This window comes from Amycolatopsis sp. NPDC023774, from assembly GCF_040639695.1.
Lineage (GTDB): Bacteria > Actinomycetota > Actinomycetes > Mycobacteriales > Pseudonocardiaceae > Amycolatopsis.
On the sequence record NZ_JBFAAJ010000009.1, the window covers coordinates 1 to 21,864 of the forward strand.

The window sequence follows — 21,864 nt, forward strand, 5'->3', positions numbered from 1 at the left end:
TGGGTGCGCCGCGGGGCGGCGGGCCCCCCCCGCGCCCCCCCCCCCCCACCCGGGCGGCCACCCGCCCGCGGGGCGGCCCACACCCGCGCCTCGGCGGAGCGAGGCAGAAAACTCAGAACAAACCGGAGCCCAGCGTGTGGGCGTTGAAGAAGCTCCAGATCACCTGCTGAGCCTTCACCGTCTGCGTCGCCGAGCCCGGGCCGCTGTCCACGAGCTCGCCGGGCCAGGTGTGGCCGGCGCCGAGGATGCGGTAGTGGGTGACCGAGGCGTTGACGGCGCAGTTCTGCCAGGAGAACTGGATCACGTCGGAGCCGATCGGGGTGCTGACCGGCGTCGCGGCGCAGTGGTTGTGATTCGCCCAGTTCTGGGCCCAGTCCATGAGGTACGGGATGGGCTCGCTGTGGCTGGTGCCGCCGTTGTACTCGATGGTCGGGTCGGCGGTGCCGTGGAAGTCGACGATCGGGGCGGGGACGCTGGACGAACAACCCACCGTGGTGCCCGGGTAGAAGGCACCGGCGATCGTGGCGAAGGCGGCGATGCGCATCGGCAGCTGGCAAGCCAGCAGAGACACGAAGCCGGCGCCGTTGGACTTTCCGGTGGCGAAGATGCGCAGCGGGTCCACGCACAGCGTCGCCTGGAGGTGGTCGAGCAGGTCGCCGACGAAGCGGACGTCGTCGACGCCTTCCGCGGCATACGGGGCGCTCTGCCAGGCGCGCTGATCGTCGAGACCCTTGGCGCCCACCGGGTAGACGGCGATGGTGTCGAGGCCGTCGATGCCGGAGAACTCTTCGATGTCGCTGCCGTCGCCCTTGCGGCCGTGGAACGCCATGACCACGGGCTTCGGGTGACCCGGCTGGTAGTTCGCGGGCAGGTGGATCAGGTAGTCGCGGGAAAGCCCGCCGGAGGTGATGTTCTGCGTGATCGTCTGCCCGAGCGGCAGGGAGGTCGAGTGCGCGGTGCAGCCCGTCGAAACCCTGGGGTGGTTGCGCACGGAGGGAGTCGCGGACGCGGTCTGCGGCACGACCGCCGTGGCGGTCAGCGCAAGCGCGGCGACAGCGGCGAGCTTGGCGAATCTCATTCAGAGCACCTCGTCGAGGAAGGACCGGAGCCGGTCACTGCGGGGGGACTCGAAGAACTCGGTGGGGTGGGCGGCTTCCACGAGCCGTCCTTGGTCGAGGAACACGACCTGCTCGGCGACCTCACGGGCGAACCGCATCTCGTGCGTCACCACGATCATCGTCATACCGCGGGAAGCCAGGTCGCGCATGACGGCGAGCACGCCTTTCACGAGCTCGGGGTCGAGTGCGGACGTCGCTTCGTCGAACAGCATCACCTCGGGGTTCATCGCCAGCGACCGCGCGATGGCCACGCGCTGCTGCTGGCCGCCCGAGAGCTGCGAGGGCCGGCGGTTCTCGTACGCCGCGAGCCCGACCGCGGCGAGGTTCGCCCGCGCGGTCTCCACAGCTTCGTCGCGAGACACGCCGAGCACCTGCTGCTGGGCGAGCGTCACGTTGTCGAGCACCGTGTGGTGCGGGAACAGGTGGAAGTTCTGGAACACCATGCCGACGCGGGTGCGGATGCGGTCGACGTCCGCGCCCTTGTCGGTGATCGCCTGATCCCCGATGAAGATGCGCCCGGCCGTGGGGATCTCCAGCAGGTTGGTGCAGCGCAGCAGCGTCGACTTGCCGGAACCCGACGGGCCGATGATGCACGTGGTGGTGCCGCCGGGCGCTTCGAGCACGATGTCGTGCAGCACCGGGGTGTTGCCGAAGGTCTTGTCGATGTGCTCGTACCGGACGGTCGTCCCGGTGGTGCGGGCGGTCTCGGCCGCCGCGGTGCTCGCCTGCGTCATACCAGTGCCTCCTCGGTGCGCACGGCCGCCGGCGCGGTGGCCGCGGCGGGCCGGCCTTCGCGCATCCGCTTGTCCCACTTGTTCACCACGTAGGTGAGCGGCACGGTGATCGCGAGGTAGAACAGCCCCGCGGCGACCAGCGGCGAGAGCGACGCGTTGTTGGTGGACGTGTCCTGGGCGATCGCGAACATCTCCCGCTGCCCGGCGGCGAGGCCGAGCAGGTAGACCAGCGCCGTGCTCTTGATGACCAGGATGAACTGGCCGGTGAGCGCCGGCAGCACGCGGCGGAAACCGATCGGGATCACGATGAGCCGCATGGTCTTCGTGTGCGACATCCCGAGGCTGCGCGACGCTTCGACGATGCCCTTGTCGACACTCTGGAAGCCCGAGCGGAAGATCTCCGCAATGTAAGCGCCTTCCATGAGCCCGATCGCGAGCGCCGCGTAGCCGTAGGTCCAGTTGCCGAACATCGTGAGCCCGGCCAGCGGCAGGCCCTGGCCGATGAGGTAGATGCTCAGGATGTGCGGCAGACCGCGCAGGATGTCGACGTACCAACGGCAGGGCAGGCGCAGCACGCGGAAGCGCGACATCAGGCCGCTGGCGAGGAAGATGCCGACCACGAGGCCGATCGCGCTCGCGAGCACGGTGAGGAACAGGGTGTTCAGCAACCCCTCCTTCAGCAGCGTGGGGAGCGTGCTGCCGATGAGGTCGAGGTCGAAGAACGTGTCCCAGATTTGTTTCAGGCCGTCCATGGAACTGTCCTTTCAGGACCCGTCGGCAGCGGTGACGCCGGGGCGCTGCTGCATGCCGGGGTAGGCCTTGAGCATGTCCGACGGGATCGCGATGCCCTTGGGGTTCCACTTGTCGAACAGCTTCGTGTACGTGCCGTCGGCGATCACGGCCTTGAGCGCGTCGTCGAGCGCCTTCTTCAGCTCGGGCTTGTCCTTGGCCACAGGGAACGCCGTCATGCCGCTGGTGATCGCCGGCGAGGCCTGGTAATCGGGGTGCTTCTCCAGGAGGTCGTTCGTGGTCGCGACGCCGGTGAACAGCCCGTCGACCTGGCCCGCGGTCAGCGCGTTGGAGCTGGCCGCGATGTTCGGGAACTCCTTGACCGTCACGGTCGGCACGCGCTTCTTCACGAGCGGGATCAGCTCGCTGCCGCGGGTGATCGCGATGGTCTTGCCGCCCGAGGCATCCACAGTGGCCAGTGGTGCGCTCTTGCGGGAGATCAGCTGCGCCTGTCCGTAGTTCACCGGGGTGGTGAAGTCGGTGACCTCCTGGCGCGGCGGCGTGACGAGCGTGCCGAACGCGGCGGAGTCGTACTTGTGGTTGCGGATGTTGGGCAGCATGCTCGCGAAGTCGGTCGCCGTGTAGTCGGCGGCCAGGTTCATCTTCTGCGCCATCGCCTGCGTGAGCTCGATGAGGAAGCCGGCGGGCTTGCCGCCGTCGATGAACGACGTCGGCTTGTCGTCGGAACGGAAGGCGAAGTGGACCTTGCCGGGGGTGGCGGTGCCGAGCGGGTTGGCGGCCTGGTCGTCGCTGCCACCGCAGGCGGTCAGCGTGAGGCCGGCCGCGAGCACGAGGGTGGCCACTCCGAGACGGCGTCGGGTCGGGGCGGTCATGGCGTCTCCTGGGGAATGCGGGTGAGGGTGGGGGCTGACTGGCGTTCCGGCAGGTCGAGGAACTCCTGCAGGAAGCCGCTGATGCGCTCGACGGTGGCTTCCACCAGCCGAGCACCGATCTCGACGGACGACTTGGTGGCGTCGCCGAGCGTGCCGGTCTTGCTCAGGTCGTGATAGGACTGTGGAAAGTGGATCCCCGGCCGCGAGCGGCTGAGCTTGCCCGCCTGGTCGAGGTCGTCGAAGGTCGAGCTGCCGGGCGTGAGCCGCTCGGGGAGCACGAGGTCCGGGTCGGCGAACATCGCCTGCGAAGTCTCGATTTCGCTGGAGTGGCCGCCGATCCGGCTTTCGGACAGCTTCGACACGAGGTCCGAGACCACGGGCGTGATCCCGCTCCACGCGATGTGCAGGTCGGGCAGGTCGGTGCGCAGCCGCGTGACGGCTACCTCGACCGTGGCGTTGTTGCCGCCGTGGCCGGTGAGCACGTAGACCTTGCGCCAGCCGTGGCGGTGCAGGCTGGTGACGAGTTCCACGATCACCTGCTGCAGTGTGATCGGCGACAGCGTGAGCGTGCCGGGGAAGGCCATGTGGTGCTCGGAGACCCCGACGGGGATCACCGGAGTCACCACGACCTTCGGCGACAGGTGTTGTGCCACAAGGTCTGCGACGACCTCGGCCCGGGTGGTGTCGGTGCGCTGCGCGAGCCCGTGGCCGTGCTGCTCGGTGGCTCCGAGCGGCACGATCGCCACGGGGGCGTGCGGGCGCAGGTCGTCGATCTCGGGCCAGGTGAGGTCGGCGAGGCGGTGTGAACGTGGTGCGATCGGCATGGTGTCTTTCCCGGTCATTCGGCCCGCCCGAGCTGGCGGGCCACTTCGGTGCGGAGTTGTTCGAGGTGGTGGCGGGTGTGTTCCTCCGCGCCGGCCGCGTCGCCGGAGCGCACGGCGTCGAAGATGGCGAGGTGCTCCTCGTAGTCGCGCCGGCGGTCTTCGATGAGGGCGCGCAGGGCTTTCTGCTCCCGGCCACGCGCGGCGAGCAGCGAGTCGACGACCTCGAAGAGCACCTGGTTGCCCGAACCGCCGGCGAGCTCGCGGTGGAAGTTCAGGTGCGGCCGGTGGTCGGTGCTGTCGCGCTTGGCCGTGTCGAGCGCGAGTTCCAAGCGCTGCAGGCTTTCCTCGCTGCGGTTGGCCGCGGTCAGCGCCGCGATGCCGGGCTCGATCGTGAGCCGGGCGTCGACGAGCTGGAGGATCAGCTCGTCCTTCATCGGCGCGGAGTTCGGGTTCGGCATGAGCGTGCGGTGGATCCCGTCGCCCACGTAGATGCCCGAGCCGTGGCGCATGCGCACCGCGTCGGTGGTCTGCAGCCGGCGCAGCGCTTCGCGGATCGTCGGCGTGGTCACCGAGAACCGCTCGGCCAGCACGCGCACGGTCGGCAGGCTGTCGCCCGGCGCCAGTCGCTTGTCGGCGATCAGCTCCAGCAGCCCTTCCACGAGCTGCTCGGACAGCCCGGGTTTCGGGTGCGCTTCGGTCATCGGTGACTCCGTTCTGCGAGTGAATTGACTAAATCACTTGCTCAATTTGAAGTCAAGGATTTCGCGGTGAACGTGTATAAGCGCAGGTCCAGAGGTTTTGGGGGATCTTCGGGAGTGCGGGCTACGCCGTGCCGTCGGTGGCAAGCCGGCGAGCGGCAACGTGCTTGGCGGTGCGTTCGAAGGCCGTCAGGTCCGGCGTCGGGGTGCCCTCGGCACGGCCCAGCACGAGGGTGCTGCCTGTCTGGCCGACGACCGGGACGGCCACCACGGCGTCACCGACCCGGCTCGCGGCGCTCTCGCCGACGACCACCACGGCGCGCCGAGTGCGACGCGCTGCGGTCGTTGGGTGCGTCGCCGGGTTCGTATGGCTCGGGACTGGCGCCGCGGGTTCGTGCGCTGGTTCCTTCCGGTGTCGACGCGGTGCTCGACACGGTCGGGCGGGGCGCGCTTTCGTCTACTTCGGACTTGGCCGCGGCGGATGTGCGGGTGGCGTCGATCGCGGAGGTTTCTCTTCCCGGCACGGTTCCGGTGTTCGTCCGACTCGACCAGCGGGACCTGCTGACCTTGGTCGAACTGGCCGAGGCGGGCACGCTTTCGGTGCGTGCGGCGCGAACCTTCCCGCTGGCGCAGGCGGCCGTGGCGCAGCGGTTGCTGGCGGAGGGTCATGCGCCGGGGAAGGTGGTGCTGGTGCCTTGGTTTGCGAGGGGTGTTCCGAAAGGCGACTTGCCCGCTTGGTGGCGAGGGCTTGCGGCGCTTGACGCTGTCCTGGTGGGGTCCCGTGTGGAGGGTCCGGTCTGTGGTTCGGAGGTCCTCCGGTTGGCTCGGTGTCGAAACGCGACCGGAGGATTCTCCGATTCGTGGCCGGGGTTGTTCTGGCTGGCGTCGGTGACGGGTCTTGCCGACTTGTCCACAGTGGCGCCTGGTTCGGGCGCACCTGTGGACAACTCGGCTGCGCCCAGGGGTTTTGTCGGTGGGGGGCGATAGGCTGGGCATGGGTACGCCCCCTGGGAGGGCGGGGCTGTGTTCGGGCGGGGCTGTGTTCGGGCGGGGCGCGGCTTGGTCGACCCGGGTGGCGAGGTCCGGCGGTGGGCGGGCGAAGGCGCGCGCGGCCGCGGGTGCGCAGGTGTTGCGGCGAACCCGGCGAGACGGGCGCGAGCGGGGCCCCTCGGGTGAGGGAACAAGGCAGAACCCGCTTCCTGAAGCGGTGATCGCTCAGTCGGGTTCGGTGGGGGCGTGGTTCACTCGGCGCCGGAACTCAGGAAGCGAGTGGAACCATGGTGCGCATCACGGCGCCGGGCTGGAGCGTTGACGTCGGGGACGCCGAGGTGGTGTTCGGGCGTACGTTGCGGCCCGGCGAGGGCGAGCCGGACCTGCCGCGGGTGTGGGCCGGGCGCGGGCTCGGGCTGCGCGACGAGGACGTGCCCGCGTTCGTGGGCGCGCTGGGGGACGTGATGGCGACGTCGCAGTTCTGGCACGCGCGGCGTTCCGGCGCGGGGCTCGGAAGTGAGCAGATCTGGTCGGTTCCCTTGACGCGGAACGGCTTCACGTACGTCACCGGACCGTGTGGACGGTGGAACAACACCGCGGGACACCGGCCGGCGGAGACGTTCTCGGTGGCGCTGGCCGACGTGCGCGGGTTGCGGATCCGGCTGGCGGCGCACCTGCACACGGGGTGAGCGATCACGCCCGGCGCTTGATGAGGAAGACCGCGTGCCGGATGTGGCCGTCGACCGGGCCGGACTGGTCGGTCAACCGGTACCCCGCCCGTTCGTACATCGCGATGTTGCGCTTGCTCGCGGCGCCCGTGAAGAGCTCGAAGCGGTCGGCCGACGCGGGCGCCTGGCTCTCCACGTGCTCCAGCAGCCGCCGGCCCAGGCCGCGCCCGGCGAGGTCGGGCGCGACCATCAGGCGGCCCACCTCCCAGGCGCCCTCGTCGAGCCGCCCGCGCACGGAACCCACCAGGCGAGGGCCCTGCCGCAAAACCCACACCCGCCACGTGCGGATTCCCTCGCGGACCTCGTCGAGGGTCTCGTGCAGCGCGGGGATCTCCAGGGTGTTGTTGAGCAGGGCTTCCTGCACCCAGCAGCACCGCTGCAGCACGAGCAGTTCGGCAGCGTCGTCGGCAGTCGCGTCGAGCAGGCGGAGGTCCACGATGCCTGTTTAGCGGTCGGGAGGGCGGCGGCGCAATCGAGTTCGAGCGGGGCGGGCCGGTTCGGGTGGGCCGGGTTCGGGAAAGGCCCCCCTCGGCGAACGGTGATCGGGCAGGATGGGTGCCATGGGGGACAACAATTCCGACCGCACGGCCGTGGCAGCTCACGGGGACGCGATCACACCGGCTTTGGTCCAAGCCATTGTCCGGTCGGCTCCGCAGGTGGCGGCCGCGGTTCCGGTGCCGACGGCGGCCGCGCTCGGCCGGTGGCGCGGAGGGCAGGAACACCGCGCACGGTCCGGCATCACGGAGCCCGACGCGATCCGGGCCCTGCGGGAGCTGCCGAGCTGGCTGGTGGAGCGCGTACACGGGGCGTTGGAGCTCACCGCGCAAGCGTTGCCGCCGGTGGCCGGGGCCGGGGCGAGTCTGGGCAGTGTCGCCTCCGGCAGGCTGGGCTTCGCGTCCCTGTCCACCGAGGTTGAAGCTCTTCGCGAAGCCCGGCGCTTCGCCGCTCTCCGGCCAGGCGCCGTGGAGGTGATCGCCGGCCTCGTGTCGCGGCTGGTCGAGGACAAGGCCGTCGCCGCGATGCTGGGCGCCGATGTCGTGGGCGATGAAGAGGCTGTCGCCGCGGCGCACGGGGCGGCGTACCTCGCGGTCGCGGTGGTCACGGCCGCCGCAGTGTTGGGCGACGCCGGGTACGACAGGGTCGCGGCGCAGCTCGGGGTCGGGCTGGGCACGGCGGCCGCGCTCCTGCCGAGCCGGAGCATGCCCGTGGTGTACGGGGAAGCGGTGCTCGCCAAGAAACGCGTCGAGTACCTCCTGCCGGCGTACGGCCACATGCAGGTGGAGGTGCGGGACCACGTGTTCACCCTGGCCGAGGGACCGGTGTCCGCGCCAGGCGGATTCGCGGACAACGGGCTGGTCGAAGTCGGCGAAGGCGGAGTGCGCATCCGGGCGGGGCGGGAAGACGGCGTGCTGAACGCCCGGCTGCGGGTGCTCGCCGAACCTCCGGCGGACGTGGAGACGAAGGGCTGGGACGAGGTCGTCGAGGTCAGCTGGCCCGCCCGCCGGGGCGACGCGACCCTGGTGGGAGCGCGGCTGCAGCACCGCCGGATCGCGACGCCGCCGTGGCCGGGTGACCTGAGGGTGCGCGTGCACGCCTACGGTCGCGACGACGTCGACTCCGAGGAGTACGAGCTGGTCGTGTGGGAAGCGCCGGCGGCACCGGCGGTGGTGCATGCACGAGCCGACCGGCTGGGCCACCGGCTGCGCGGCGAGCCGGAGCCACCGGGGGTCGATCTGCCCGAGGCGGCGTACCGGTGGATCGGGCAGAGCATGCTGTCGGAGGCGGCCACCGTGACTGTGGTCGTCGGATTGTCGTTCGAGCAGGTGCTGCAGGCTTTCGGTGCGGACGTGGAAGAGCCGGAGCCGCTCGACGACCTGCGCGACTTCGACTTCGGCTACCGCCCGTCGGTACTGGTGTCCGAAGTGGACGGAGCTGTGCTGGCCGTCGAGGAGAACGGGTTTCGCGGTGCGCAGGGCGAGGTGCTGGCCGAACTGTCGCGAGGAGGGCGCGCCGCGAGCATGTTCTGGAACGTCAACGCCGTCACGCGGCTCTCCTTCGCTCGCGACGGCGAACTCCTCGCTTCGGCGGAACTCGGGCTACCGCTCGGCGCAGATCCGGAAGTGGCTGCCGCCATCGCGGGCTTGGACTTCGACGACCTCCGCGACCGGCGGCCGAAGGGGCTCGTGGCCGCCGAGCGGTTCACCGGACGGGGACTGACGGTGGAGGATCTCGACGAGATCGAGGAGGCCGGCGTGGGCTACCTGCTGGCGGAAGAGTGACGGCCTCGGCCGATCCGGAGGAGTGTGCCGGTGCCGCCGCCGGGGTGAGGTGACACTGGACGCATGAACTTCGAGGCACTCCGCGCCTTCGTCGCGGTCGCGGAGGAGGGGCAGTTCCGGCTGGCGGCCGGGCGGCTGGGGATCAGCCAGCAGGCCGTGTCGAAGCGGGTGGCGGGGCTGGAGGGCGAGCTGGGTGTCGTGTTGTTCGAGCGGGTGGCGGCCGGGGCGACGCTGACGGTGGACGGGCGGACGTTCCTGCCGCGCGCGAAGGCCGTGCTGAGTGCGGTGGCCGACGCGGTGGAGTCGGTGCAGCGGGAGACACGGCCGTTGCGCGTGGACGTGCTCGGGCGGCGGCTGGCGGCGGCCGAGCTGTTCCGGGAGTTCCACCGCGCGCACCGCGACGTGCCGATGGAGATGCTCACTTCCAGCGGCGCGGCCGAGACACTGCGGGAGCTGCGCGCGGGCGCGGTCGACGCCGGGTTCACGTACCTGCGCGAGCCGCCGGAGGGACTGAAACACCTGTACGCGTACCTCGAGCCGTTGCAGATCGTGGTCGGGCCGGGGCATCCGCTGGCCGGACGGCGGGAGGCGCGCCTGGCCGAGGTCGCCGAGCACCGCGCGTGGGTGCCGGGGATCCGGCGTGGCAGCGAGTGGGAGGGCTTTTACGCCGAGCTGTCGGCCGAGTTCGGCGTGGACGTCGACCCGACCGGGCCGAACTTCGGGCTCGAAGCTCTGCTTGACACCCTGGCGGAGTCGCGCACGCTGTTCACGTTCGTCGGTGAGAAGATCCGCATCGCGTGGCCCGAGCGGCACGATCTGCAGCGCATCCCGGTGGTCGAGCCGGTGCCCTGCTACCCGTGGTCACTGGTGTGGCGTCCGGGGACCGGTCACCGCGGGCTGGCCGAGCTGGTCGCGTTCGTGCGGCGCGGGTGGGCGAGCCCGGCCGCCGCGAGCTGGGTGCCGGAGCACGTGCGCCGTGACCTGGTCAGGGGCGCGCGATCAGCGTGAAGCCGGTGCCGAACGGGTCCGTGACGGTCGCCATCCGGCCGTACGGCGTCCCCGCGACTGAAGCGACTTCGCCGCCGGCGTCGCGGACCTTCGTGGCCGAAGTGTCGGCGTCGGCGACTTCGAAGGTGGTGGCCCAGGCCGAGGTCGGGGCGTCTCGAAGGGCGAAGATGCCGCCGACCTCGTGGCCGTCGGGGCGGCGCAGGAAGGTGAAGTCGGCGTCGGGCAGGTCGTCGTTGCCGTCGAGCGTGAAGCCGAAGACGGTGCAGTAGAACTCGCGCGCTTCGGCCGCGCCCGGGGTGACGAGGTCGTTGCGCACCAGGGTGTCGGGCTCGTTGACCACACAGGAGCCGGGGAACGCGTGGCCCTCCCACAGACCGAAGCGCGCGCTGGACGGGTCGACGGCGAGCGCGGCGCGGCCGCGGTCGCCGACATCGTGCGGTTCACGCAACAGTGTGCCGCCGGCCTCGGCGACGGCTTCGGCGGTGCCGGCGCAGTCGTCGGTCGCGAGGTAGACCTGCCAGCCGGGCGTGGGGTCGACCGTGTGGTGCAGGCCGGCGACGGGGACGCCGCGCAGGAGGCAGTCGCCGCCGTCGAATTCCCAGCTGAAGACGGCGCCGTAGAAGACCCGCGCGCGGTCGAGGTCGGGCACGGCCAGGTCGATCCAGACCGGTGTGCCGAGCGGCTGGTTGGTCTCGACGGGGCTCATCGGAATCCTTTCGACGTGGTGATTTCGGACGGTAGAACCCCCTCCGGCCAGTCTCCGGCCTGATGTGCCGGGGTCGCGGCTACCCTGACGTCCTCGACGCGAAAGGGGTCCCCCTCATGGCAGAGCTGGTGCGCACCGACGGCGGGGTCGACCTCGTGCTGCGCCGCACGTTCGCGACGTCGCCCGAAGACGTGTGGGCCGACGTGACGCAACCGCACCGCACGGCGCTGTGGTTCGGGCCGTGGGAAGGCGAAGGCGCGCCCGGGAAGACGATCCGGGTGCAGCTGGCGTTCGAAGAGGGCAAGCCGTGGACCGACATGCGCATCGAGGCCTGTGAGGCGCCGCGGCGGCTGGCTTTGCTGGGGATGGCGGACGCCGGCGGGTGGCCGCTGGAGCTGCTGGTGTCCGAAGTGGAGGACGGGACCGAGGTGCGCCTGGTGCACCATCTGGCGAACACCGACGGCATCGGTGAGATCGGGCCCGGCTGGGAGTACTACCTCGACCTGCTGGTCGCCGCCCGCGACGACACTCCTCGCCCGTCGTTCGACGACTACTACCCGGCGCTGAAGGAGTCCTTCGAAGCGTTGCGAGCGTAGTTCGGCGGGCCGGACCCCAGCATGTGGGATCGGGTGGCAGAACGGCTGGCCACCGCCGCATTCTGGAGTGTCGCTCCGTCTACGAAATGGCAGGCAGGATGAGCTCGTCGCCGCTCGACAACCCGGTGTGGGCAGCGCTGACCGGACCGCACGCGCACTTGGCCGAGCAGAAGGGCCAGGTCCTGCGCTACCCCGCGGACGTCGCGCCGTTCGTCGCCGTGCCGGATCAGCCGGACGAGGACGTCTGGCACGACATCGCCGATCTCGCCGGGCCTGGCGCGACGGCCGTGATCGCCGGTGCCACGGGTTCCGCGCCCGCGGGCTGGACTGTGCTCGGCGAAACGCCGGGCGTGCAGCTCGAGGGCACCGGCCTGGCGGCGGCGCCAGACGCGGAAGCCGTCCGCCTCACCGAAGCCGACGTGCCCGAGATGCTCGACCTCGTCGCCCGCACACAGCCCGGCCCGTTCCTGCCGCGCACCATTTCACTGGGTGCTTACCTCGGCATCCGCCGCGACGGCGCCCTCATCGCGATGGCCGGCGAACGCTTCCACCCGCCGGGCTGGACGGAGATCAGCGCGGTCTGCACCGACCCGGCGTTCCGCGGCCAGGGTTTGGCGGCGCGGCTGATCCGCGCGGTCGCGGCGGGCATTCGTGAGCGAGGTGAGCTGCCGTTCCTGCACGCGGCCGGGTCGAACGTCGGCGCGATCCGGCTGTACGAGCACCTGGGCTTCCGGCTGAACCGGACGTTGGTCTTCCTCGCGGTGCAGGTGCCCGAAGCGGACAAGCGCTGGTTTCCGGTTACTGGCGAGAATCCGGTGGAACACGGCGATCCAGCCGGTTCCGGGCGGTGAAACGCGAGGGCTAGCGTCAATGCCGTGAGCAAAGTCTTCCTGTCGATCCACGTGCTGGCGGCGATCCTCGCCGTCGGGCCCGTGGCCGTTGCCGCCAGTATGTTCCCCGCCGCGCTGAAGCGGGGTGATCGCTCGACGCTGGCGTTGTTGCACCGCATCTGCCGTGTCTACGCGTGGGTGTCGATCGCCGTGCCGGTGTTCGGTTTCGCCGTTGCCGGGACGATGAAGGTGACGGGCCAGACGTGGGTGCTCGTCTCGATCGCGCTGACAGCGGTGGCCGCGGTGGTGCTGCTGGTGTTCGTGCTGCCGGGCCAGCGGGCCGCGCTGGCGGGACCCGCGGGCGACGGTGCGGTTCCTGCCGAGTCTGCGGTGCCTGCCGAGTCTTCCGTGGCAACCGCGCCGGACACCCGCCTCGCCGGGCGGCTGAGCATGACGACAGGGGTGTTCAACCTGCTGTGGGCCGTGGTCACGGTGCTGATGATCGTGCGGCCGGGTTCTTCTACCGGAGTGTGAGGCTCCTGAGCACGTCGGCGAGCTCCGCGGCGCGCACCAAGGGGCCGACGTGGCCGGCGTCCAGCGAATGGACCTCGAACGGGTTGGCCGGCGTGAGCGCGTCTGCCTCCTCGATGAACCGGTCCTGCAGTGCGAGCGGCAGGCTTTCGTCGCGGGTGAGCCGCACGTAGGTGTGGGGCACCCGGCCCCACGTGGCCGCGTCGGCGCGGTCGTTGCCGGCGTCGAGGGACTCGTCCGGGTCCAGGCCGGCCAGGAACGACAGCAGCTCGGCGTCGGTCCCGTCGGCGAGCATCGCCTGTTTGAGGGCGGCGAGGTGGGCGGGGTCGGCGGATCGCCAGTTCATGCGGATCACGCCGAGCTGCGTGGGATCACCGACCATGACCTTCGCCGCTTCGGCGAGCGCGGCAGACGCGTACGCCGGGTTCCGCAGGTAGCCGGCGGGCGTGTCGGCCACGCAGCACCAGGCCGACACGTAGACGGTCCGGTGCAGCAGCTCCGGCACGGCGTTGGCGACGCTCGTGACGGTGAGCCCGCCGCGGCTGTGCCCGACGAGGATCACCGGACCGTGCTCGTGCGCCCGCCGCACGACGTCCGTCACCGCCGCCACCGCGTCGGCGTGGGTGACCCCCGCGAGCGGCGACGGTTCGGTGGCGAACGTCGCCAGGTCCTGCGCCTGGTAGGCCGCCGAGAACCCGGCCGCGCCATGGCCGGGCAGGTCGACCGCGAGCGAGCGGTGGCCGCGCAGCGCGAGCTCGCGCTGCAGCACGGAGAAGCAGCGGCTGGTCGCGTTGGAACCGTGGACGAGAACGAAGGTGGGCGCCATATCGGCGATTCTGCCCGAATCGGTCAGGCCGCCGTGGCGGTTTCGCTTTGCCCGCCGAGGAGTTCAGGCCGCGGCGATGCTTCCTCCGCCGTCGACGCGCAGGATCTGGCCGGTGATGAACCCCGCGTCCTCGGAGAGCAGGAAGCAGATGGCGTGGGCGATCTCCGCCGGACGCCCGAGCCGGCCCACCGGCAGCTTCTCCAGGAACCGGGCTTCGCCTTCGGACCCGACAGGCGTGCCGCGGCGGAACAGCTCGGTTTCCGTCGGGCCGGGCGCGACGGCGTTCACGGTGACACCGCTCTGCCCGAGCTCGACGGCCCAGATGGCGGTGGCGGTCTCGAGCGCCGCCTTCGAGCCCGCGTACGTGGTGCGAAGCGGCGTGCCGAGCGTGACCATGCTGGTGACGTTGACGATCCGGCCCCGCCCGGCGGCGAGCATCCCGGGCAGCACGGCCTGGGTCACCTGCACCGCGGTGCGGAAGTTGAGGTCGTGGGCGTGGGCGACGTCGTCGAGGTCGATCGACCCGAGCGGCGCCAGCTTGGCGAAGCCGACGTTGTTCACCACGGCGTCGACGGGACCTTCCGCGAGTACCTTCTCGAGCGTCGCGGCGGTGGCCTCGCGGTCGCCGAGGTCGACGGCGTGGAAGCTGCCGGGGAACTCGGCCGGTGCGGTGCGTGCCAGGCCGATCGGGTGGTGGCCCTCGGCGGCCAGCCGGTCGACGACCGTCCGGCCGATGCCCTTCGACGCCCCGGTGATCAGCACTCGCATGACAAATGACTCCTCTTGTCTTCCTCGGTTGCACCATGACGGTAATGTTCTGGGTGAGCCGTGGGAAATGTCCTTCGCGTTATGGCGGTATGCCGTGGCGAACATGGCGGGAGGTCCTCGTGACGACGATGCAGCAGCTCAAGGTGCTCCTGGCCGTGGCCGACCATGGTGGCTTCACGGCCGCGGGCGAGCGCCTCGGCATGGCTCAGCCCGCGGTGAGCCGCTCGGTCGCCGCGCTCGAAGCCGAGCTCGGTGCCCCGCTGCTCACCCGCCAGCGCACGGGCGTCACCCTCACCGAAGCCGGTGAACGCGCCGTCCGGCGAGCGCGCGAGGCCGTGCGGCAGGTCGATCTGCTGCGCGCGGAGGTCGCCGAGGTGGCCGGGCAGATCACCGGGACACTGCGGATCGCCAGCCTGCCCACCGCCACGGGGACACGGCTGCCCGCCGTGCTGCGGGCGTTCACCGAACGCCACCCACTCGTCGCGGTGCGCCTGATCGAGGGCAGCGACCAGGAGGTGCGCGACTGGCTCGACCTGGGGGTCGCCGACGCCGCCGTGGTCACGCTGCCCGCGCCCGGCCTGCGGACGGTGCTGCTCGACAGCCACGAGATGTGCGCCGTGCTGCCCACCGGCCATCGGCTGGCGGAGCGCGAGGCCGTGTCCTACGCGGATCTCGCCGAGGAGCCGTTCGTCCGCCCCACCGGCGGCTGCGCGCAGGTGTTCGCGGCCGCCGCCGAGCAAGCCGGGGTACACCTGGAGCCGACGTTCGAGGCCCGCGAGATGTCGGCCGTGCTGGAGATGGTGCGGGCGCGGCTGGGCGTGAGCATCCTGCCTTCCGTCGGCGTGCCGCGGCTCGACGGCACGGTGCTGCGCCCGTTGGTGCCGCGCACGGCGCGGACCGTCGCGGTGGCCGTGAGCGCGAGCGCGTCGCCGGCCGCACGGGCGTTCCTGGAGCAGCTCGAGGACTCCGGGAGTTGATCCTGGTGTCCGTTGTGGATGGTCTGGTCGGGAGCGCTCAGGGATCGTCTGCCCACGCTGCGGCGGGCTGGCCTGGGGCGTCGAGAAGTGGCCGGGTGCGCCTGTTTCGATGTGCCAGATGGGCGCCGGGTTCCCCTCGGCCCTGACGGGTATCGGCATCCGGAGGTCAGCGCCGCGTCCAGGTCGCCGGTCCTACAGCAGCGCCACGCCGGTTTGCCGCGCCGCTACTTCTGACGCGGTGGCGAAGTACGTGATCGGGCCGGACGTGGCGATCCGGTTGGCCGAGGAGCGGGCCGTGATCGGCGCGGAGCACCAGTTGCTCGCGCCGACGCTGATCCGCTCGCACGCGCTGTCGCTGCTGTACGCGCGCGTGCGCAAGGGGGAACTGACCAAGAAGGACGCCGAACGCCACCTCGACTACGTACGCGGGCTTCGGATCCGGCTGCTCGGCGACCGCGTGCTCCAGGCCACGGCGTGGCAGGTCGCGGACGAGCTCGGCTGGGCCGACACATTCGTCGCCGAGTATGTCGCGTTGACGCGGCTGCACGGCGACGCGCTGGTGACGCTCGATGCGAAGCTGGCCAAGGAACTCGCGGGTTCGGTTCCCCTTGCCCGCTTCACCGCGTTGAGCTGAAGCCGATTCCACAAGGCCGGGTGCCAGTCGGGGGCGGTTCGCTGTCCCGGCACGGTAATTCTCGAGTTCTGCCGGGAGCCCGGAATCAGGCCGGGTGGCCGTCCGCTTTTCCCGGTGGCCGGTGATCGTCGAAGATGGCGGCATGTCACGACGTGAGCTCGTGGTGCTCGGGTCGGCGAGCCAGACGCCGACGCGGCACCGCAACCACAACGGGTACCTCCTGCGTTTCGACACCGACGGCGTGCTGTTCGACCCGGGGGAGGGCACGCAGCGGCAGATGACCCACGCCGGCGTGGCCGCCGCGGAGCTCACGCGCATCTGCATCACCCACTTCCACGGCGACCACAGCCTCGGCCTCTCGGCCGTGCTGCAGCGGCTGTCGCTCGACGCCGTGCCACGGCCCGTGCGTTGCCACTACCCGGCTACCGGCCAGGCGTTTTTCGAGCGCCTGCGCTACTCCACCGCCTACCACGAGCGCGCGGAGGTCGTCCCGCGGCCGGTATTCGCCGACGGCTGGACCGACGGCCCGATGTCCGCCCACGTCCTCGACCACCGCATCGACTGCTTCGGCTACCGCTACACCGAACCCGACGGCATCCGGATGCTCCCCGGCCGCCTGGCCGCGGCCGGGGTCCGAGGTCCGGACATCAGCCGGCTGCGGCGGGCGGGTTCGCTGGAGATCGACGGCCGCACCGTTCACCTCGCCGACGTCAGCGAGCCGAAGCGCGGCCAGGTCGTGGCGTTCGTCATGGACACCCGCCCGTGCGCGGGAGCCCTGGACTGCGCACGCGACGCCGACCTGCTGGTCGCCGAGTCGACCTTCCGCGCCGCCGACGCCGATCTCGCCGCCCGTTACGGCCACCTCACCAGCACCGACGCCGGCCGCCTCGCCGCCGAGGCGGGCGTGCGCAAGCTCGTGCTGACCCACTTCTCGCAGCGCTACCCCTATGCGGAGGCCGACGCGTTCGGGGCGGAGGCGGCGGAGGTCTTCGACGGGGAGATCCACGTGGCGCGCGACTTCGACGTGATCCCGCTGCCCCGCCGGCGCTGACGGCTCGCCGGCCGTGACCTGGCGGTCGGCGTGTCGGTGCCCGGGGTGGGCGGGGCGCGCCGGCGGTCGTGCAAGACTTCCGGGCGATGTACACGCCGTCCGATCTCGCCGATCTGCTCGAGTGCGAGCACCGGAGCGTCCTCACACAGGCACTGGCGGCGGGGCTGCCCGGCGCGCCGAAGCCCGGTTCGGGACCTGATCAGCTGGCGGTGAAGCACGGGCGCGCGCACGAGGAGGCGACGCTCGGGCGGCTGCGGGCCGAGCGCAAGGTCGTGGAGATCGACGAGCGGGATCCGGTCGTCGCGGCGAAGGCAACGGAGGAGGCGCTGCGCGCCGGCGCGCCTGTGGTCTACCAGGCGGTGTTCCACGACGACCAGTTCACCGGCCGCGCCGATTTCCTGCTGCGTGACGACGAAGGCCGCTACGAGGTCTACGACACCAAGCTCGCGCGCCACGCCAAGCCGTCCGCGGTGGTCCAGCTGACCGCGTACGCCGATGCGTTGCGCCGGGCCGGGTGGCCCGCTGGTCCGGACATGCACCTGCTGCTGGGCGACGGCACCACCCGCACGCTGCGCGTCGACGACTTCCTCCCGCTGCTCGATCGCCTGCGCTCGCGGCTGCGCGACCGCCCGGCCCGGCTGCCGCTGCAGCTGTGGGCCGACGAGCGGCCGGCGTGCGGAGCCTGCGGTTTCGCGCAGCACTGCTCGACGGCGCGGGAGGCGGACCGCGACCTGTCGCTCGTCGCGGGCATGCGCGGCGACCAGCGGCGCAAGCTCGTGACAGCCGGTCTCGCCACGATCGACAAGCTCGCTGCCGCCGGGCCCGACGACCGGCCGCACGACATGTCTGCCACCACCTACACCACGCTGCGCGCGCAGGCCGCGATCCAGGTGCGCCAGGACGAGACGGGCGAGCTCGCCTACGAGGTGATCGACCCCGCCGCGCTCGCCGAGCTGCCGCCGCCGAGCCCGGGCGACGTCTTCTTCGACATGGAAGGCGACCCGTACGCGTTGGCGGGCACCGGGCTCGAGTACCTGTTCGGCGCGGTGACGGACGACGCCGACGGCCGGCGGTTCACGCCGTTCTGGGCCCACTCGCGGGCGCAGGAGAAGCGGGCGTTCGAGGAGTTCGTGGACTTCGCCACCGCGCGGCTGGCCGAACACCCCGGCGCGCACGTCTACCACTACGCGCCGTATGAGGTTACCGCCATCAAGCGGCTCGCCGCCGTGCACGGCACGCGTGAGGAGGCCGTGGACGAGCTGCTGCGGGGCGGCGCGCTCGTTGACCTGTACGCGGTGGTGCGCAAGGCTTTGCGGGTCGGGCAGCGGTCGTACTCGATCAAGTACCTCGAGCCGCTCTACATGCCCGCCGCGCGCGAGGGCGACGTGAAGACGGCCGCGTCGAGCATCGAGGCGTATGAGGACTACCTCACGCTGACGGCCGCCGGCGAGCCAGAGCGTGCCGGCGAAGTGTTGCGCGGTATTGGTGAGTACAACGAGTACGACTGCGTGTCCACCTTGCGGCTGCTGGAGTTTCTGCACCGGGTGCGGGTGGACGAGGGCATCGAGCTCGTCGTGCCGGAACCTGAGTCCGATGTGGACGCTCTGCTGCGGGAGACCGAGGAAGACGTCGCGGCGCAACGGCGGGCGGAGCGGGCCGCCGCGATGGCGGCGCTCGTCGATCCCCTGCTCGACGGCCTGCCCGACGACCCGGCCGAGTTCACGCCCGACGATCACGCCCGCGCGCTGCTGGCCGCGTCCGTCGGCTACCACCGGCGCGAGACGAACCCGGCATGGTGGGAGTTCTTCCGGCAGCTGGCCGCGCCGCTCGGTGACCTGGAGATCGACACGACGTGCGCGGTGCCCGTTTCGGTGTCGGCCGGTGAGTGGGTGCCGCCGTCCGGCCGGCTGCGCACGGCGAAGCGGACGCTCGTCGTGGCGTGCGACCCGGACCGGCCGCACCCGTTCGCGCCGGGGGACGACGTGCGCCTGCGATACGGTGCCGAAGCGCGCGACGCGAAGGTGGTGGCTTCCTCGGCCGTCGAGCTGACGCTGGAGGAAAGCAGCGCGCCCGACGCGACGTCGAACGACCGCCCGGCCGCGGTGCTGCCCGGCAGCCCGGTGCGGCCGTCGCCCAAGGACGAGGCCGTCGCCGACCTCGCGCGGCTCGTGGGCGAAACCCTGCCTGCGTTGCCGAAGCACCCTGGTGTGGACCTCCTGCGCCGCACGGCGCCGCGGCTGCGGAACGGCGGCGCGTTGCCTGCCGCGGGTGAGGATCCGGTCGCGACGGTGATCGAGGCCGTCGACGCGCTCGACGGTTCCGTGCTCGCCGTGCAGGGCCCGCCGGGCGCGGGGAAGACGTACCTGGCGGGCAAGCTGATCGCGCACCTCGTGCGTTCGGGCCGGACGGTCGGGGTTACGTCCAACAGCCACAAGGCCGCGGAGAACGTGCTTTCGGCCGCGCTGGGCAATGATCCTTCGCTCGCGTGCGCTAAGCGCGCGAAGCGGACACCGGATCCCGGCGCGCCGTGGGAGCAGCCGAAGAACAACAACGCTCTGGTGCGCTGGCGCGAGGAACACGACACCGGGCACCTCGTGGGCGGCACGGCGTGGACGTTCGCCAACGCGGCGGTGCGCGCGGAGCCGTTCGACGTGCTGGTGATCGACGAGGCCGGTCAGTTCGCCCTGGCCGACGCGCTGGCCGTGTCGACGTGCGCGAAGAACGTGGTGCTGCTGGGTGATCCGCAGCAGCTGCCGCAGGTGGTGCAGGGCACGCACCCGGCGGGCGCGGAGGCGTCGGCGCTGGGACACCTGATCGGCGACGCCGACATCATGCCTGCGCACCTGGGCTACTTCCTCGACCAGACGCGGCGCATGCACCCGGCGGTGTGCGCGCCGGTGTCGCGGCTGTCGTACGCGGGGTTGCTGCATTCGCACCCGTCGGCATCACGGTCGGTCGACGGGTTCGCCTCAGGGCTGTACCTGGCGTCGGTGGAGCACCGTGGCAACACGACGCGTTCGGTGGAGGAGGCGGCCGAGGTCGTCTCGGTGATCTCGACGCTGCACGGGCGCACGTGGGAGGGCCGGCCACTGACGGACGCCGACTTCCTCGTGGTGGCGCCCTACAACCTGCAGGCCCGCGTGGTCACACGCGCGCTCGCCGAAGCCGGCTTCGGCGACGTCCGCGTGGGCACGGTCGACCGGTTCCAGGGCCAGGAGGCGCCGGTGGTGGTGACGACGATGACGTCGTCCTCGGCCGTCGACCTCCCGCGCGGGCTCGACTTCCTGCTCTCGCGCAACCGGCTGAATGTCGCCCTGTCGCGGGCGCAGTCGGTGGCGGTGCTGGTGTGCTCGCCGCACCTGTTGGAGGCCGACATCCGCACGGTCGAACAGATGCGACTGGTGTCCGGGATGCTCGGGCTGCTGCAGGACGCGCTGCCGTGGCCCGGCTCCGGATAAGGGCGTGCCCCCGGTCCCGTCGCTGCGGAGGGGGAGTTCGCGCGGGCCGGGAGCGGGGGCACTGTTTCCCGCCTCAGGCGCCGCGCCGATGGGGGGATCGGCGGGTGCGGGCGGGAGCTTTCTGGTTTCGGGGTCAGGTCGGTACGGGGGGTCGCCTCTCGGCGAGTGGCGCAACCCGGCGTCTTGCGACGGTCCGGGAAGGCAGTGGGTGAGGCCCGGGAACACCCGCCGTACCCGATACCCTGTACAACGCCGGCGTAGGGCCGGTGTTCCGGATTTCCCTTGTGACGCAGGTCGCTCAGGTGATTCTCGTGATCCACTGTGGACGTTTGGATGCCCCCGCTCCCGCCGCGGCAGTGGGTCCGGCGACAGGAGCAGGAGCACATGAGCCCATCCCGCGCTGCCTCGGGGCAACTGCGGCGCACCGGGGTGGGGTGGTCTGAGGAGTTGAAGCCGGTGCGGGGGTCGCCTCTCGGCGGGTGGCGCGACCCGGTGTCTCGCGACGGTCCGGGAAGGCAGTGGGTGGAGCCCGGGAACACCACCGCACCGGCAGTGGTTGTAACTACGGCAATCTTGGGGGTATTCCCGAGGATCCACGGTGGGGGTGGAGGGTGCTCCCGCTCCCGGCTCCGCCGGCTGGGGGCCCGGCGGGCGAGAGCAGGAGCACTGGCGCCCGCCCCGTGCCGCGTTGGGGGAGCGCAGGGCAGCGGGGTGGGTGGTCTTGCGCCGGCACGGGGGTCGCCTCTCGGCGAGTGACGCGACCCGGGGCCGGCGAACCGGCTGTCCGGGAAGGTGAGGTGTGGAGCCCGGGGACCCCTCCGTACCGACAGTCTCTACAACGCGCGTGGCCTGCGAATGTTCCACGGCCCGCGAGTGACGTGGATCGCGACCGTTCGGGTGGCGCAGCTCCGCCACGTGCGTCGCCACTCGCGTGGGAGCCGTCGGTCAGCCGCGTGTGCCGGTCGATGAGCGGCGGCTGGATGCGGAAGTCGCGGCCGCAGAGGGAAAATGAGCGTCGGCGGAACTTCGCCGGGCGGTGCGCCGCGGGAGTGTGGCCGGCGACGGTTGCCGGGGCGCCACGCCGCTCTGGACCTTCGACTCGCGGCGGGCCGCGTCGTCGCCGGCAGCGGGGGACTTCGACGCGCGTGGTCCCGACCGCGACCAGCGAGTGGCTCATCTTGCTGCCGAAGGCCTGTGACCGCGGGTCGCAAGCGCGTTCCTCCTGGGGCTGATGTGGGTGCTGTTTGTGTGGCCCCCTGGGCGCGGAAGGGGGACTACCAGGGGGCCTGGCCCGCCGCCCGGTCGGGGGAATGTCGAGGCTGAGCGGGTTGTCGGTGACACTAGCGGTAGAAGTAGATCTAGGATCAGTCCACGAAGCGGTGAATCGTTCAGGCTGATCACTTACTCCTGGTGATCATCTGTGGTGAGACGGATTTGGGACGCCTTGGGGTGCGCCGAACCACGTCGTGTCGAGCGGGCGGCCCAC

22 protein-coding genes are annotated in these 21,864 nt (G+C 71.4%); 11 read left to right on the forward strand and 11 right to left on the reverse strand.

The window, feature by feature from the left end:
* Nucleotides 1-112 precede the first annotated feature (112 nt).
* From AB0F91_RS20250 to AB0F91_RS20280, 7 genes are all read right to left on the reverse strand, one after another.
* Nucleotides 113-1,078, reverse strand: a complete 966-nt coding sequence (locus AB0F91_RS20250; RefSeq protein WP_360599232.1) for a PHB depolymerase family esterase — start codon at nt 1,076-1,078, stop codon at nt 113-115.
* Complete coding sequence (locus AB0F91_RS20255) at nt 1,079-1,852, reverse strand: amino acid ABC transporter ATP-binding protein (RefSeq protein ID WP_360599235.1); 774 nt, start codon at nt 1,850-1,852, stop codon at nt 1,079-1,081.
* Nucleotides 1,849-2,604 (reverse strand): amino acid ABC transporter permease, encoded by a 756-nt coding sequence (locus tag AB0F91_RS20260; RefSeq protein WP_360599237.1) that lies wholly within the window; start codon nt 2,602-2,604, stop codon nt 1,849-1,851. Before AB0F91_RS20260 ends, AB0F91_RS20255 begins: the two co-directional genes overlap by 4 nt.
* Before the next feature lie 12 nt (nt 2,605-2,616).
* Nucleotides 2,617-3,474 carry a transporter substrate-binding domain-containing protein gene (locus AB0F91_RS20265; protein WP_360599239.1) on the reverse strand — a complete coding sequence of 286 codons (858 nt, stop codon included), beginning with the start codon at nt 3,472-3,474 and terminating at the stop codon, nt 2,617-2,619.
* On the reverse strand, nt 3,471-4,298 hold the full coding sequence (locus AB0F91_RS20270) for a creatininase family protein (RefSeq protein ID WP_220243516.1): 828 nt from the start codon (nt 4,296-4,298) through the stop codon (nt 3,471-3,473). The genes AB0F91_RS20265 and AB0F91_RS20270 overlap by 4 nt, the downstream gene beginning before the upstream one ends.
* A gap of 14 nt (nt 4,299-4,312) precedes the next feature.
* Nucleotides 4,313-4,999, reverse strand: coding sequence for an FCD domain-containing protein (locus AB0F91_RS20275; protein WP_360599241.1), 687 nt, complete (start codon nt 4,997-4,999; stop codon nt 4,313-4,315).
* Between the two features lie 121 nt (nt 5,000-5,120).
* Complete coding sequence (locus tag AB0F91_RS20280) at nt 5,121-5,312, reverse strand: hypothetical protein (RefSeq protein ID WP_360599243.1); 192 nt, start codon at nt 5,310-5,312, stop codon at nt 5,121-5,123.
* A 29-nt stretch (nt 5,313-5,341) separates the two neighbouring features.
* Here AB0F91_RS20280 and AB0F91_RS20285 point away from each other — a divergent pair, with 29 nt between their 5' ends.
* Nucleotides 5,342-5,983, forward strand: a complete 642-nt coding sequence (locus AB0F91_RS20285) for a zinc-binding dehydrogenase (RefSeq protein ID WP_360599245.1) — start codon at nt 5,342-5,344, stop codon at nt 5,981-5,983.
* A 290-nt stretch (nt 5,984-6,273) separates the two neighbouring features.
* Nucleotides 6,274-6,675, forward strand: coding sequence for a hypothetical protein (locus AB0F91_RS20290; RefSeq protein WP_360599248.1), 402 nt, complete (start codon nt 6,274-6,276; stop codon nt 6,673-6,675).
* Nucleotides 6,676-6,679: 4 nt separating this feature from the next.
* On the opposite strand, the gene AB0F91_RS20295 is transcribed toward AB0F91_RS20290, so the two are convergent.
* Entirely contained in the window at nt 6,680-7,150 is a 471-nt protein-coding gene (locus AB0F91_RS20295; RefSeq protein WP_360599250.1) for a GNAT family N-acetyltransferase, read from the reverse strand.
* A gap of 124 nt (nt 7,151-7,274) precedes the next feature.
* On the opposite strand from AB0F91_RS20295, the gene AB0F91_RS20300 reads away from it, so the two are divergent.
* Both AB0F91_RS20300 and AB0F91_RS20305 read left to right on the forward strand, forming a co-directional pair.
* Complete coding sequence (locus tag AB0F91_RS20300; protein ID WP_360599252.1) at nt 7,275-8,993, forward strand: DUF6461 domain-containing protein; 1,719 nt, start codon at nt 7,275-7,277, stop codon at nt 8,991-8,993.
* A gap of 63 nt (nt 8,994-9,056) precedes the next feature.
* Complete coding sequence (locus tag AB0F91_RS20305; RefSeq protein WP_360599254.1) at nt 9,057-10,001, forward strand: LysR family transcriptional regulator; 945 nt, start codon at nt 9,057-9,059, stop codon at nt 9,999-10,001.
* On the opposite strand, the gene AB0F91_RS20310 is transcribed toward AB0F91_RS20305, so the two are convergent.
* Nucleotides 9,979-10,707 carry a VOC family protein gene (locus AB0F91_RS20310; protein WP_360599256.1) on the reverse strand — a complete coding sequence of 243 codons (729 nt, stop codon included), beginning with the start codon at nt 10,705-10,707 and terminating at the stop codon, nt 9,979-9,981. The two genes, AB0F91_RS20305 and AB0F91_RS20310, sit on opposite strands and share 23 nt — an antisense overlap.
* Nucleotides 10,708-10,823: 116 nt before the next feature.
* On the opposite strand from AB0F91_RS20310, the gene AB0F91_RS20315 reads away from it, so the two are divergent.
* The 3 genes from AB0F91_RS20315 to AB0F91_RS20325 all read left to right on the forward strand — a co-directional run bounded on the left by AB0F91_RS20315 (nt 10,824) and on the right by AB0F91_RS20325 (nt 12,667).
* Complete coding sequence (locus AB0F91_RS20315) at nt 10,824-11,303, forward strand: SRPBCC family protein (RefSeq protein WP_360599258.1); 480 nt, start codon at nt 10,824-10,826, stop codon at nt 11,301-11,303.
* An 86-nt stretch (nt 11,304-11,389) separates the two neighbouring features.
* The gene (locus AB0F91_RS20320; RefSeq protein ID WP_360599260.1) at nt 11,390-12,154 is read left to right on the forward strand and encodes a GNAT family N-acetyltransferase; all 765 of its coding nucleotides are present in this window, start codon (nt 11,390-11,392) and stop codon (nt 12,152-12,154) included.
* A 24-nt stretch (nt 12,155-12,178) separates the two neighbouring features.
* Nucleotides 12,179-12,667: a hypothetical protein gene (locus tag AB0F91_RS20325; protein ID WP_360599262.1), complete on the forward strand. Its 489-nt coding sequence runs from the start codon at nt 12,179-12,181 to the stop codon at nt 12,665-12,667.
* Here the strand turns inward: AB0F91_RS20325 and AB0F91_RS20330 are convergent.
* Entirely contained in the window at nt 12,654-13,490 is an 837-nt protein-coding gene (locus AB0F91_RS20330) for an alpha/beta hydrolase (protein ID WP_360599264.1), read from the reverse strand. The two genes, AB0F91_RS20325 and AB0F91_RS20330, sit on opposite strands and share 14 nt — an antisense overlap.
* A 63-nt stretch (nt 13,491-13,553) precedes the next feature.
* Nucleotides 13,554-14,258 carry an SDR family oxidoreductase gene (locus AB0F91_RS20335; RefSeq protein WP_360599266.1) on the reverse strand — a complete coding sequence of 235 codons (705 nt, stop codon included), beginning with the start codon at nt 14,256-14,258 and terminating at the stop codon, nt 13,554-13,556.
* A gap of 128 nt (nt 14,259-14,386) precedes the next feature.
* Here AB0F91_RS20335 and AB0F91_RS20340 point away from each other — a divergent pair, with 128 nt between their 5' ends.
* The 4 genes from AB0F91_RS20340 to AB0F91_RS20355 all read left to right on the forward strand — a co-directional run bounded on the left by AB0F91_RS20340 (nt 14,387) and on the right by AB0F91_RS20355 (nt 20,378).
* Nucleotides 14,387-15,235: a LysR family transcriptional regulator gene (locus AB0F91_RS20340; protein ID WP_360599734.1), complete on the forward strand. Its 849-nt coding sequence runs from the start codon at nt 14,387-14,389 to the stop codon at nt 15,233-15,235.
* A gap of 238 nt (nt 15,236-15,473) precedes the next feature.
* Nucleotides 15,474-15,869, forward strand: a complete 396-nt coding sequence (locus AB0F91_RS20345) for a type II toxin-antitoxin system VapC family toxin (RefSeq protein WP_360599268.1) — start codon at nt 15,474-15,476, stop codon at nt 15,867-15,869.
* Between the two features lie 142 nt (nt 15,870-16,011).
* Nucleotides 16,012-16,920, forward strand: coding sequence for a ribonuclease Z (locus tag AB0F91_RS20350; RefSeq protein ID WP_360599271.1), 909 nt, complete (start codon nt 16,012-16,014; stop codon nt 16,918-16,920).
* 86 nt (nt 16,921-17,006) lie between these two features.
* A complete protein-coding gene (locus tag AB0F91_RS20355; protein WP_360599273.1) occupies nt 17,007-20,378 on the forward strand; it encodes a TM0106 family RecB-like putative nuclease in 3,372 nt (1,123 codons plus the stop codon).
* The last annotated feature ends 1,486 nt before the right edge of the window (nt 20,379-21,864 follow it).